Raw genomic sequence first — 12757 nt, forward strand, 5'->3', positions numbered from 1 at the left:
GGAGGAGCCTACCCAGAGGCCAGACCCCAGGCGTGCGGGTACTCGGCTCCGCAGCCGGCGCAGTGGGCGCGCAGGTCGAGGTAGCCGACGAGGGTGGCCATCTCGTCGCGGGGCAGTGCGAGCTGGCGCTGGCCGTCCATCTCGGTGTACAGGCCCTGCCACTCCGGCGTGCAGGAGCACTGGGTCGTGGTCTTGGCCCGGCCCCACCGGAACATGTTGCGCAGCATGTGCTCCAGTTTGCCACGGGCCGCAGACGGCGACCGGCGGTCAGCGGCAGGTGGAGTCGCTCGTCAGCGCCACGAACTGAGTGCTCACCCAGCGGCGGTCGCCCAGCATGCGGTAGCCGTTCTCGACGCGGTCCTCCGCCTCGGTCACGGCGTCGCGCGGCATCGTGGCGACGATCGGCTGCATGTCGCCGGGGCCGGACCGGACGTTGAGGATGTCCGCGGTCACGGTGATCTTGCAGATTCCGTCGGACCGGTCGCTGCCCATCGGCTTGCCGCCGTTCACGGCGTACATCACCCCCGCGACGCCGAGCACGCCAATCACGATCATGCCCCGGACCGGAACACCCAGCATCGCAGCCTCCAACCGCCCGCACCGCCTTCGAACTGCAGATATATCGGCTGGACGACGGCTCCGGACGGCTTGGCGCCGCAACCACCCGCAAGAGGAACCGACCGGGTGACGTGCGACGAGAAAGGCCACCCCGGCGTGACCGGGGTGGCCATTTCGACTGCCTTGATCAGGCGAACGTCAGAACGACGCCATCTTCTTCTTGAGGTTCTCGTCCAGCGCGGCGAGGAAGTCCTCGGTGGTCAGCCACTCCTGGTCCTTGCTGATCAGCAGGGCCAGGTCCTTGGTCATCTGACCGGCCTCGACGGTCTCGATGACGACCGACTCGAGCGCCTCGGCGAAGCGGATCACCTCGGGGGTGTTGTCCAGCTTGCCGCGGTGCATCAGGCCACGGGTCCACGCGAAGATCGAGGCGATCGGGTTCGTGGAGGTGGGCTTGCCGGCCTGGTGCTGGCGGAAGTGCCGGGTCACGGTGCCGTGGGCGGCCTCGGCCTCGACGGTCTTGCCGTCCGGCGTCATCAGGACCGACGTCATCAGGCCGAGCGAGCCGAAGCCCTGCGCGACCGTGTCGGACTGGACGTCACCGTCGTAGTTCTTGCACGCCCAGACGTAGCCGCCCTCCCACTTCATGGCCGCGGCGACCATGTCGTCGATGAGGCGGTGCTCGTAGGTGAGGCCCTTGGCGTCGAAGTCAGCCTTGAACTCCTCCTCGAACACGCGCTGGAAGATGTCCTTGAACTGGCCGTCGTAGGCCTTCAGGATCGTGTTCTTCGTGGACATGTAGACGGGGTAGCCCCGCTGCAGGCCGTAGGAGAACGAGGCGCGGGCGAAGTCCTCGATGGACTTGTTGTAGTTGTACATGCCCATCGCCACACCGCCCTCCGCCGGGAACTCGGTGACGACGTGCTCGATCGGGTCCGAGCCGTCCTCCGGCTGGAACGTGATCGTGAGCTTGCCGGCGCCGGGCACCTTGAAGTTGGTGGCCTTGTACTGGTCACCGTGGGCGTGACGGCCGATGATGATCGGCTTCGTCCAGCCGGGGACCAGGCGCGGCACGTTCGAGATGATGATCGGCTCGCGGAAGACGACACCGCCGAGGATGTTGCGGATCGTGCCGTTCGGCGAGACCCACATCTTCTTCAGGCCGAACTCCTCGACGCGCGCCTCGTCCGGCGTGATCGTGGCGCACTTGACGCCGACGCCGTGCTTCTTGATGGCGTTCGCGGCGTCGATCGTGACCTGGTCGTCGGTGGCGTCCCGGTGCTCGATGCCCAGGTCGTAGTACTCAAGGGTGACGTCCAGGTACGGGTGGATCAGCTTGTCCTTGATGAACTGCCAGATGATCCGGGTCATCTCGTCGCCATCGAGCTCGACGACGGTGCCCTGAACCTTGATCTTGCCCATAACCCGGGCGCTCCTCTCGCGACGATGCAAGCAAGACAAGCGTACTGGTAAACCGCTCGGACGTGCCTGCGACCCTGGTTACACCGATTCAGGATTGCGGTCGGTCGAGCGGCTCACGTGCTCCCACTTGTCGATTTCCGCGGTTCTGGCCTGGTCCGCCAAGCGGACCAGCTCCACCGCGTCGCTGCCCAGCAGCAGACGCAGCGGCGGCTCGTCCATGGCTACCACGTCGAGCATGACCTTCGCCGCCTCGGCCGGGTCACCGGGCATGTTGCCGTCCGCGCCGCGAACCATGCCCAGCAGTACCCCGACAGACGGAACGTAGTCCTCCGACGGCTCGGTCACCACCAGGGACGGACCGGTCCAGTCCGTCTGGAAGCCGCCGAGCTCCAGCAGGGTGACCTTCACACCGAACGGCGCGGTCTCCGCGGCCAGCGACTCCGAGAAGCCGCGCAGGGCGAACTTGGCCGTCACGTACGGGCCGAGCCCGCCGCCGAACGCCACGTGCCCCGCGGTCGAGCCGGTCATCAGGAAGTGGCCGGACCGCTGCCGCCGCAGCACCGGCAGCGCGGCGCGGGTGACGTTGACGACGCCGAAGAGGTTGACCTCCAGCTGCTCGCGGAAGTCGGCGTCCGAGCACTGCTCGATCGAGGTCACGTGCCCGGAGCCGGCGTTGTTCAGCACCACGTCGAGCCGGCCGAACTCCGCCACGGCGGTCTCGACCGCCCGTCTGGCCTGATCGGCGTCACGCACGTCGAGTGCGACAGATCTGACGCGGTCACCGTGTCGGGAGACGAGGTCGTCGAGATCGCGGGGGTTGCGCGCGGTGGCGACGAGCCGGTGCCCGGCGGCGAGCACGGCCTCCGCGGTCTTGCGGCCGAGCCCGCGGGAGCTGCCGGTGATGAGCCAAACCTGCGTCATGTCCGCACGTCCTTCATTGAGTGACCGGTTGTTCGCAGATATGGAGTTCGGGCTCGGCCACGTGATACCTGCGACTACTGTTCACACCGTCGGGTGATCTTCAGAAGGGGCGTAAGTGTCAACTGGGCCAACACATGCGATGAGCGGCTTGCTTGCCTGGTCCGCCGTCACCGCGTTCGCTTCCGCTCACCCGATCGGCCAGCTGACCCCGCAGAGCTGGGCGGTGGGTGCCGTGCTGGCGACCGGAGCGGCGTTGCTGCCCGACCTCGACCACCCAGGTTCGACGATCTCCCGCACGTTCGGCGCGCTGAGCGGCGGCCTGTCCGCCGGCATCAACATGCTGAGCGGCTTCGTCTACCGGACCACGAGGACGAAGAAGGACTCCAAGCGCGACGGCGGTCACCGCGGTCTCACCCACACGCTCGTTTTCGCGTTGTTCGCCGCCGTGTTCACCACCGCGGTCGTGCAGAACAGCCAGAAGTGGGCGTTACCGGTGCTCATGTTCGTGTTCGCGGGTCTCGCGGTGCGCGGCATCATGAACGACTGGTGCCCCAAGCAGGACGCGTTGCTGATCACCGCGGTGTCCGCGGGCATCACGTGGGCGATGATCGCGTGGACCGCGCAGACCAACGCCTCCGCCGCGGCGTGCGGCATCGCGGTCGGTGTCGGGTGTTTCGCGCACTACGTCGGTGACGCGATCACCGAGCAGGGGTGCCCGATCCTGTGGCCGGTGCCGATCATGGGCAAGACCTGGTACCCGGTGGCGCCGCCGAAGATCATGCGGATGAAGACCGGCGGCGTGGTCGAGATGGCGGTCGTCGGGCCGATCGTGACGGGCCTGTCGCTGTGGCTGGGACTGGCCGCGTTGCAGGCCACGGGCGCGTTGCCGTTCCTGGACTGGATCGACCTGCTGCCGATCTGACGCCGCCGCCGGCATGTTCTTCCGCCGGCCACTCCGCGGCCACCTGCGCCTCACCCGATCGGCCTAGCCTCCACGGACCCCGACCAGTCGCGTGGAGGATCAGGCATGTCCGAAGTGGGCCGCAGGCGCTTCCTGCAGGGCGCGAGCGCGCTCGGCGTGGCCGGGGTGCTGGGCACCGGGAGCGCCGCGGCGACGTCGCGCTACCACTGGCTTTCCGGTGACCACCACGCGCACACGCAGTACTCCTACGACGGCATGTACACCATCGAGCAGCAGATCCGCGGCGCGCTGCGGCACGGCACGGACTGGCTGGTGGTCACCGACCACGGCCACGCGGCGCACGAGGCGCACTCGGTCGAGGCGACCGCGGCGGACATCGCGGCGGCACGGCGGAAGTTCCCGCAGCTGTTGCTGTGGCACGGGATGGAGTGGAACGTCCCCGGCGCCGAGCACGCGACGCTGTTCTTCGAGGACTGCCGCGACGAGCCCGGTGTGCTGCGCGACTTCGAGCGGCAGTTCGACTGGCGGCTCAACGGCGCCGAGGCGTCGAGCCCCGCGAACGAGAAGAAGGCGCTCGACGCGATCCGGTGGCTCCAGACCAAGATCCGCAACGGCACGATGAGCTCGGCGCTGGTGTTCGTGAACCACCCGATGCGCAACGGCCGAGTCGCCCCGCACGAGCTGCGGAACATGCGCGACCTGGCGCCGGACATCGTTGTCGGCATGGAGGGTGCACCCGGTGCGCAGGGCGACGGCGACCCGTTGCGCGGCCCCGGTGGCCACCGCGGTGGTTACGGGAACAGCCCGGGCTCGAACTCCTACGCGCCCTACCCGCCGGAGGCGTACAAGACCTACGGCGGCTTCGACTGGATGACCGCGAAGCTCGGCGGCGTGTGGGACTCGCTGCTGGCCGAGGGCCGCGGCTGGTGGATCACGTCGAACTCCGACTCGCACTTCAACTCGCGCGACACGGTCGTGCGCGTGCCGGAGCCGGGCGACCAGTTCGACCTGCACGGCAAGCACCTCGACCCGGTCGACTCCGGTCCGCCCCAGGTCATGCCGCCTTACGTGGACTTCTTCCCCTGTGAATTCTCACGGACCGTCGTCGGCGCGACCCGGCGCACGCGCGGTGCGGTGATGGAGGGTCTGCGGGCCGGACGGGCGTGGGTCTCGCACGGTGGACTGGTCGACGACCTGCGGTTCTCGGTCCACGGCACCGGCGGGTCGGCCGGCCTGGGCGAACGGCTGCGCGTGCGCCGCGGATCCGACGTGACGGTGCTGGTCAAAGCCCGCTTGGCAACTCGCCCGAACAGCGCCGGGTTCATCCCCAGGTTGCGTAGGCTGGACCTCGTCAAGGGCGCTGTCACCGGTCCCACGTCTTCTGAAACGTTGTCCACGCCACATGTGAACGTCGAGCGATCCTTCGAGCCGCGCTGGCACTATGCGGTCTTCACGCACACGTTCCGCAACGTCCGGGAGCCGTTCTACCTCAGACTGCGTGGAACCGACGGCAACCGCGGCGCGTTCGAACCGCAGGCGGACACTCCGGGAGCCGCGAACCCGTGGGAGGACCTGTGGTGCTACACCAACCCGATCTTCGTGGAGGTCAGGTGACCAGCACCTTCATCGGCGTCGACGCCGGTTACGAGAACCGCTGGGAAGCGGAGAAGATCGCGCTGGAGCTGCACGACACCGTGCTGACGACCGCGCGCACGGTCGTGGTGCACGACGTCGAGGGCCACTACGCGATGTCGTTCCTCGTACCGGTGCCGCCGTCCGACGCGGTGGTGAGCTCGCTGGTGCAGCAGGGCTTCGGGGTCGCCGTGCGCAGTGCGTTCTCGGGTCGCCTGGTGGGCCCGGAAACGTTGCGGGCGGGCGCTTCCGCCGCCGCCGAGGCACACCAGTACCGGCGCGAGGGGCGCGCTCTGCGGTTCCAGGGCCAACGGTCGTTGCGCGGTCGTCATGGCGTGTCGGACATCCTCGCGTTCACGGCGATAGAAGCCGTGCTGCCGCGGGGAACCCACACGGTGGACACGCGCGGGAACCTCGTCCCGTTCTTCCGGGACGGCAAGCTGGTGCTGGTCGTCGACTAGGGTTTGCGCACGTGCGCGACATCGCTGTCTTCACCGGTTCCGCCCATCCCGAACTCGCCGCCGAGATCTGCCGCCATCTCGGGGTCGACCTCTCCCCCAGCCGCGTCACCCGGTTCGCCAACGACTGCCTCGAGGTGCAGCTGCAGGCGAACTGCCGTGAGCGGGACGTGTTCCTGATCCAGCCGCTCGTGCCGCCGGTGCAGGAACACCTGGTCGAGCTGCTGCTGATGCTCGACGCCGCCCGTGGTGCCTCCGCCGCGCGCACGACCGTCGTTCTGCCGCACTACGCCTATGCGCGGTCGGACAAGAAGGACGCGCCGCGGATCTCGATCGGTGGCCGCCTGGTCGCCGACCTGATGGTCGCCGCGGGGGCGTCGCGCGTGCTCGCGATGACGTTGCACTCGCCGCAGGTGCACGGCTTCTTCTCGGTGCCCGTCGACCACCTGCACGCACTGCGCGAACTGGCCGCGCACTTCACGCAGTACGACCTGTCGAACACCGTGGTCGTCTCGCCGGACCTGGGCAACGCCAAGGAGGCCGCGCACTTCGCCCGCATCCTCGGCGTCCCGGTGGCCGCCGGCGCCAAGCAGCGCTTCGCCGACGACAAGGTGCAGATCTCCACCGTCATCGGCGACGTGGCCGGCCGCGACGTGATCGTGCTGGACGACGAGATCGCCAAGGGCTCCACCGTGGTCGAGCTGCTGGACAAGCTGCGCGAGCGCGGCGCCGGGTCGATCCGGGTGGCGTGCACGCACGGCCTGTTCTCGGCGGGGGCGTTGGACCGGCTCCAAGCCTTCGACGACGTGCTGGAGATCGTCGCCACGAACACGGTGCCGATCCCGGAGGAGAAGAAGGTGCCGAAGCTCCAGGTGCTGTCGATCGCACCGGCACTGGCGGAGGCCATGCGCCGGATCAACGTCGGCGAGTCGGTGTCGACGCTGTTCGAAGCCCCTTGACCGCTGCTACCTCAGATGTGCGAGCGCCGTGATCAGGCGCTCCGCCACGTCCTGCGGCCCCGGCATCTTGCGCACCACGGCCCGTTGGTGCGCAAGGCCGTGGAGCCCGAGCCACAACGCGACGGCGTCGCCGTGGAGATCGTCGCTCCCGTGCGCGATCCCGGCCTCCACGCACGCCCCCAGCACCCGCGCGAGCAGCGTAAGCGCCTCGGCGCCGAGTGACTCCAGGTCGGCGTCGGTGATCGAGGTGTCGTCGGCCGACGGCATCCACAGGCCGCCGAAAATGATCCGGTAGCGCTGCGGGTGCGTCCTGGCCAGGTCCAGGTAGGCGTTGCACACCGCGAACAACCGCGAGCGCGGGTCGGGGCCCGCCTGCTCGTCCGCCTCGCGCAGCACGACCGCGAGCCGGTCCATCTCCTGCCTGACCACCGCGAGCATGATCGACGGCTGGTCCGCGAAGTGCGGGTAGATCGACGGGGCCGCGATGCCCGCCCTGCGTGCGACCGAGCGCAGGGTGACGGCGCGTTCGTCGCCGCCCTCGTCCAGCAGCGCGACGGCCGCCGCGATGATCTCTTCCCGCAGTCTTCCGCCCTCGCCACGGCGGTTTCGCCTGCGTGCGGGGGCTGCGGCGGCGTTGTTCGTCACGGCCGTAACCATACACGTGAAAGTTTATGGGTGTTAGTCCTTGCAACCGTTCGCTTACGGGCGTTAGCTTATGGCTGTAAGCACAACGGCCTGAAGGAGCGAGCACGATGAACGCCACCACCTCCACCACCCGTGCCACCGAGATCGTCCTGCCCGGTGTTGTCGACCCCGACGGCCTGCATGTGCGGGTCCGCGAGCTGCCCGCACCCGGTGCCGGCCAGGTGCTCCTGCGCATGGAGGCGACCGGCGTGTCGTTCGCCGAGCAGCAGATGCGCCTGGGCAAGTACTACGACCAGCCGCCGTTCCCGTTCGTGCCCGGCTACGACCTGGTCGGCACGGCGGTCGCGGTCGGCACCGGCGTGGACCCGCTTCTGGAGGGCCGCCGGTTCGCCGCCGTCACGAAGGTCGGCGCGTGGGCGAGCCACCTGGTCGTCGAGGCCGCCGACCTGGTGGCGGTGCCAGACGGGGTCGACTCCGACGCCGCCGAAACCGTGCTGGTCAACGGCGTCACGGCGTGGCAGATGATGTACCGCACCGCCAAGGTGGAGCGCGGCGGCACGATCGTGGTGCTGGGCGCGAACGGCGGCGTCGGCTCGACGCTGGTGCAGCTCGCGAAGCACGCCGGCATCAGGGTGATCGGCACGGCGTCCGCCCGCCACCACGACGCGGTGCGCGCGCTCGGCGCCATCGACGTGGTCGACTACCGCGACCCGGACCTGTACGCCCGCCTCCGCGAGCTCGCTCCCGAGGGTGTCGACGCGGTGTTCGACCACGTCGGCGGCGCGGGCCTGCGGGAGTCCTGGAAGCTGCTGCGCCGCGGTGGCGCGCTGGTCAACTACGGCACCGCGGCGACCAAGGACGAGCCGGGGAGCGGGATGCTGCCGGTGCTCAAGCTGTTCGGCCGGTTGATGGTGTGGAACGCACTGCCCAACGGCCGGCGTGCGGGCTTCTACAACTTCTGGGCGGGCAAGCGGTTCCGCACCGCGACGTTCCGCGCCCGGTTGAGCGAGGACCTCACGCAGGTGCTGCGCCTGGTCGGCACCGGTGCGCTCAGGCCGCAGATCGCCGCGCGCGTCCCGCTCACCGAGGCCGCCGCCGCGCTGCGGCTGGCCGAGTCCCGCACCGTTCTCGGCAAGGTCGTCATCGTTCCGCAGGCGTGAGAGGGCCCGGCTGCCGCCAGGTCATCGTGGCGGCGGCGACCGCACTGGTCGACCGGGACCGCGCGGTGACGCTCCGCGCCGTGTCCCGCGAGGCGGGCCTCCCGACGTCCTCGATCTACCCGCACTTCCCCACCCCGCCGGCGATCCTGCTGGCCGTGTGCCACGAGGCGTTCCACGAGCTGGAGGCCGCCGTCCTCGGTGCGGCCGACGCCCACTCGGCGGGCCTCGCCTACCTCGGCTTCGCCGTCGCGCACCCCCGCCGCTACCGCGTGATGTTCGGTGCGGCCGACCTCTCCGAACCCGCGCTGCGGTTGTTCACCCAGGTCCTCACCGACTCCCGTCCCGCCTCCGACGCCATGGCGTTGTGGCTTGGACTGCACGGTCTCGCCGACCAGTGCGCCTCGTCCCGCCGCTCGGCCCCGTTCGCCGCTCTCGCACCACGCCTGGTCACCTCGCTCATCTGACTTCCCGGAGGTCCCGCCATGAACGCCACCGCGGTCCGCGCCGTCACACCCGCCACCGAGGTCGACAACCGCGCCGCCTACCTGGGCTTCGCCGCCGCCTACGTCCTCGGCCACGGCGCCGCGGCGCTGTCCAGGGGCACCGACCCGGTCGTCGTCCTGCCGTCGTGGCTGCCGATCGCGCTGCTCGCGGCGGGCCTGCTCACCGGCACGGCCTTCGCCATGACCGCGTCGCTGCGGGCCCAGCGTGCCGCGACCCCCGAACGGCGCCGCTCCGAGCAGCTGGCCGGCGCCGCCTGGGTCATCGGGTTCGCCGCGCTGGCGCTCGCGATCACCGGCCTGACCACCGCGTTCGACCGGCCCGAGCTGCAGACCGTGCTCTGGCCGGCCGGCTCGACCATCGTGGTCGGCCTGATCTACCTCGCCGAAGGCGCCGTGCGCCGCAACGCCCTGCACCACAACCTGGGCACCTGGCTCGCGCTGGTCGCCGCGGCGGCGTTGTTCGTCCCCGGCGCCGGCTTCTTCGGGGTGCTGGCCGTCGTGGGCGGTGGCGCGTACGCGGTGGCCGCGTTCCTGGAACCCCGCCGGCTGGCTTCGCTTGCCCGGTAAGGACTTCTAGAGCCGCACTCGCACCGTGACACGGCCTTCGCCGTCACGGTGCGAAGTCGCGTGCCCGGTCCGTTGCACGCCGTCGAGCTCCACCGTGAGCGGGCCGCCCTCGCCGGTGAAGTTGCGCCACCACGTCTTGGCGTCCGGCATCATCACCCGGATCTCGACGACGTCACCCTTGCGCCGATAGCCGACGGGTGTGGTGAAGGTGCGGCCCGAGCGCCGCCCCGTGTAGGACACCACGGTGATCCCCTTGCGCACGAGCTTCCCGACGAGCGGAGCGCCGCGCAGACCGACGATGCACCTGTTGACGCCGCGGGCCAGCGGTCCACTGAAGTCCATGTCCTCCAACGTAGCCGGACCGGCCGGGAACACCGCCCGCCCGGCCGGAAGTGAGAGGCCCGGCCGCCGAACCGTCTCGGATGCGCCTCGATGCGCGGGAGCACCACGCGAGGGGCTTGCCAAGGCGTGCGGGCAGCGCGCCCAGCCAAGGCTCAATGTCTTGGGGACCGCATGTCTCACAGGTCAAATGGTCAGCATTTGACCCAGACCGCGACATATCAGGTTGTTCTCAACGATATGGAATATATGCCTGCCATCATGTAATCGATCTGTGTTACACGAACTCCCGAAACGTTACAAAAGAAGCGTTTTAATGTAACATCGACTACCGCGCTACGCAGGCGTAAGGTTGAAACTTATGCCACCAAAGCCGCCGTCCCAAGAAGATGATCGTATATTTGAGGACGAGGTCCGCCGGTTTGCTCGCCTGCTCTACCACGGCAACGAAGGACGTGGAGCAGAGATTTTCGACGAGCGCGAAAGGGACGGCATTTTTGTAACAGAGGATCTCGCGGTCGCCATTGAAGCAACGCGATCGACCTCCAAAGACAAAGCGAAGCAGGATGGCAGCAAGCTTCGCGAACTCGTCACAAAGTTGGATCGAAGACATCCGGACAAAGCAGTACGCGGCTTTTTTATCACCGAACAAGAACCTACGGCGCATCAGCGTGAAGCAATATCAAAGATGGGTCAGCAAGTGTCGGCAATGAGTTTCGCTACATATCAAGCGAAGCTCATCGACGCTCGAATGTACGTGAACGATCGAAAATCATATCAGTTCGGCAGTGCGCTAGATCCCTTTACTCAGAAGGCAGACATTCAAGGCAAATATATCCCGATCGGACTTGTGGAGCTTCCCGACAAAATACAGTCACATACTGTTCAACAAGTCCGCGAATCGCTGGACAGCGGCCGACAAGTTGTACTCTTGGGCGAATTTGGCGCCGGCAAGAGCATGACAATGCGTGAAATTTTCTTGGACATAAGCCGAGACTTGCTTTCCTCTCGACGACGCACGTTCGCGATCTATCTCAACCTGCGCGATCACCAGGGGCAGTCAGAGCCTGCAGAAGCTCTTCATCGTCATGCACAGAAAGTTGGATTCCCACACCCTCACCAACTCGTCCGGGCTTGGCGATCGGGTCGTGCCATAATCATGCTCGACGGATTCGACGAAATCTCAGCACTGAATTGGCCCGGACGAATTGACTCGTTAGCAAGTTTTAGGAGAAGAAGTGTTGCTCTAGTCAGGAATTTCGTCGCCGAAACTCCCGTCGGCACTGGCATAATGTTGGCTGGTCGGCAGCACTTCTTCGATGACAACGACGAGATGTACAGATGCCTTGGGCTAAAAAGCGGATCTACAATGCTCCTGAGTGCTTCTGACTTGACAGCAGCCCAAGTGAGGCAACTCATCGCATCGCGGGGTGAAGGAGCCGAGTTTCCTGCATGGCTTCCTCCTCGACCGCTTCTAGTCGCCCACCTTGCAAGCAGAGAGCTCCTCGCCGATCTGGGTAGGGCAACCTCCGGCGTAGATGCGGCTGAAGGCTGGGACTTCCTAATTGATGTAATCAGCGAGCGAGAGGCTCGCGGTGCAGGAAATGAAATTGATGTAGACGGCGCATCCGTAAGAGTGATGCTCGAACGGCTTGCCTCTCTCGCGCGTTCAACACCGAGCGGCCTGGGACCATTCTCCTTCGACGACGTATTCGGCGCATTCAAAGCTGTTTGCTCGACAGTTCCAGACACAGAGTCAATTGTTCTTCTACAACGCCTCGCCTGCCTACAGGTGTACGAACCCGCAACTAATAGCAGGTCGTTTGTTGATGACGATCTTGCAGATGCCCTTCGCGCCGGAGACATCATAAGATTCATCGAGTCACCTTTTATTGACAAACATATCCACCTCTCGAATATCCAAACACTCGTTGGAGACTTGGGAATCTCTGTCATCGCACACATATCCAAGACGCACGGAACATCCGTAGGAGCGATCCGCATCGCGTTGCAGCGAGCAATCGTACAGGGAGACCGAATGAGGGCCGTCGCAGGCGATATAATGAGGCTCTACATGCATATCGATGAAAGCATCGACGTTGATGTCGAACTCGATTCTCTCATTTTCCCTAGCTTTACAATTTCCGAGACAGCATCTGCAGCCAATGTGACGCTCAAGGACTGCTTGATTCAAGAACTTGACATATCGGGTGCCACCGATGTGACGCGGTTGCCTACGATGAAAGGCTGCGTTATCGAGATGGTTACAGGTGTCGCCGGTATTGACAACCTTGCCCGCGACAGGTTCGAGGATTGCTCGATCGAATCCTTCACGGACAGCGTTGAGAACGCCGCCGCGATTTTGAGCCTACCCGTCTCAGACTGGCGGCGAGTTACTCTTTCAATCTTGCAGAGACTGTTTCTCCGCAGCGGCAAAGGCAGACGTGAGCTCGCATTCTACCGAGGCGGGCTGACCGAGGCGCAAAAAGCCTTAGTTCCCAAGATCCTCGATCGGGTACAGTCTGAAGGGATCGCCTGGCGCGGCCGGAATCATGGCACGGTCCTTTGGTCTCCCAATAGGGCAATGGGGGACCGCGTGCGAAAGATCTTGGCTGCGCCTTCGATGAGTGATGACCCTCTCCTGAACGAGCACCCAAGATAGAGTTGTCCC

Annotated in this window: 14 protein-coding genes; 8 read left to right on the forward strand and 6 right to left on the reverse strand. The window is 66.5% G+C overall.

The genetic code is table 11. The annotated features are described in order from the left end of the window. Positions 1 to 8: 8 nt before the first annotated feature. The 4 genes from ADL03_RS33255 to ADL03_RS33270 form a co-directional block, all read right to left on the reverse strand. On the reverse strand, positions 9 to 227 hold the full coding sequence (locus tag ADL03_RS33255; RefSeq protein WP_053737553.1) for a hypothetical protein: 219 nt from the start codon (positions 225 to 227) through the stop codon (positions 9 to 11). Between the two features lie 40 nt (positions 228 to 267). Beyond that, the gene (locus ADL03_RS33260) at positions 268 to 555 is read right to left on the reverse strand and encodes an SH3 domain-containing protein (protein ID WP_157529547.1); all 288 of its coding nucleotides are present in this window, start codon (positions 553 to 555) and stop codon (positions 268 to 270) included. 201 nt (positions 556 to 756) lie between these two features. Then, the gene (locus tag ADL03_RS33265; RefSeq protein WP_053737555.1) at positions 757 to 1980 is read right to left on the reverse strand and encodes an NADP-dependent isocitrate dehydrogenase; all 1224 of its coding nucleotides are present in this window, start codon (positions 1978 to 1980) and stop codon (positions 757 to 759) included. 78 nt (positions 1981 to 2058) lie between these two features. Then, a complete protein-coding gene (locus tag ADL03_RS33270) occupies positions 2059 to 2901 on the reverse strand; it encodes an SDR family NAD(P)-dependent oxidoreductase (protein WP_053737556.1) in 843 nt (280 codons plus the stop codon). Positions 2902 to 3016: 115 nt separating this feature from the next. On the opposite strand from ADL03_RS33270, the gene ADL03_RS33275 reads away from it, so the two are divergent. From ADL03_RS33275 to ADL03_RS33290, 4 genes are all read left to right on the forward strand, one after another. Next, positions 3017 to 3823: a metal-dependent hydrolase gene (locus ADL03_RS33275; protein WP_053737557.1), complete on the forward strand. Its 807-nt coding sequence runs from the start codon at positions 3017 to 3019 to the stop codon at positions 3821 to 3823. 105 nt (positions 3824 to 3928) lie between these two features. Further along, a complete protein-coding gene (locus ADL03_RS33280; protein WP_053737558.1) occupies positions 3929 to 5437 on the forward strand; it encodes a PHP domain-containing protein in 1509 nt (502 codons plus the stop codon). Next, positions 5434 to 5916: a hypothetical protein gene (locus ADL03_RS33285; protein ID WP_197288865.1), complete on the forward strand. Its 483-nt coding sequence runs from the start codon at positions 5434 to 5436 to the stop codon at positions 5914 to 5916. The genes ADL03_RS33280 and ADL03_RS33285 overlap by 4 nt, the downstream gene beginning before the upstream one ends. Positions 5917 to 5927: 11 nt before the next feature. After that, on the forward strand, positions 5928 to 6872 hold the full coding sequence (locus ADL03_RS33290; protein WP_053737559.1) for a ribose-phosphate pyrophosphokinase: 945 nt from the start codon (positions 5928 to 5930) through the stop codon (positions 6870 to 6872). 6 nt (positions 6873 to 6878) lie between these two features. Here ADL03_RS33290 and ADL03_RS33295 read toward each other — a convergent pair whose 3' ends face one another. Then, positions 6879 to 7517 (reverse strand): TetR/AcrR family transcriptional regulator, encoded by a 639-nt coding sequence (locus ADL03_RS33295; protein WP_053737612.1) that lies wholly within the window; start codon positions 7515 to 7517, stop codon positions 6879 to 6881. Positions 7518 to 7624: 107 nt separating this feature from the next. Here ADL03_RS33295 and ADL03_RS33300 point away from each other — a divergent pair, with 107 nt between their 5' ends. From ADL03_RS33300 to ADL03_RS33310, 3 genes are read left to right on the forward strand one after another with little or no spacing between them, the layout of a single operon-like run. Continuing rightward, on the forward strand, positions 7625 to 8677 hold the full coding sequence (locus ADL03_RS33300; protein ID WP_053737560.1) for a medium chain dehydrogenase/reductase family protein: 1053 nt from the start codon (positions 7625 to 7627) through the stop codon (positions 8675 to 8677). After that, a complete protein-coding gene (locus ADL03_RS33305) occupies positions 8674 to 9141 on the forward strand; it encodes a TetR/AcrR family transcriptional regulator (RefSeq protein ID WP_063798789.1) in 468 nt (155 codons plus the stop codon). Before ADL03_RS33300 ends, ADL03_RS33305 begins: the two co-directional genes overlap by 4 nt. A gap of 18 nt (positions 9142 to 9159) precedes the next feature. Further along, positions 9160 to 9747, forward strand: coding sequence for a hypothetical protein (locus tag ADL03_RS33310; RefSeq protein WP_053737562.1), 588 nt, complete (start codon positions 9160 to 9162; stop codon positions 9745 to 9747). Positions 9748 to 9753: 6 nt separating this feature from the next. On the opposite strand, the gene ADL03_RS33315 is transcribed toward ADL03_RS33310, so the two are convergent. Next, positions 9754 to 10089, reverse strand: a complete 336-nt coding sequence (locus ADL03_RS33315; protein WP_053737563.1) for a nitroreductase/quinone reductase family protein — start codon at positions 10087 to 10089, stop codon at positions 9754 to 9756. Positions 10090 to 10447: 358 nt separating this feature from the next. On the opposite strand from ADL03_RS33315, the gene ADL03_RS46050 reads away from it, so the two are divergent. Beyond that, positions 10448 to 12748 (forward strand): NACHT domain-containing NTPase, encoded by a 2301-nt coding sequence (locus ADL03_RS46050; protein ID WP_082373678.1) that lies wholly within the window; start codon positions 10448 to 10450, stop codon positions 12746 to 12748. Positions 12749 to 12757: the final 9 nt, after the last annotated feature.

The sequence above is a fragment of the Nocardia sp. NRRL S-836 genome (assembly GCF_001279525.1).
GTDB lineage: Bacteria > Actinomycetota > Actinomycetes > Mycobacteriales > Pseudonocardiaceae > Lentzea.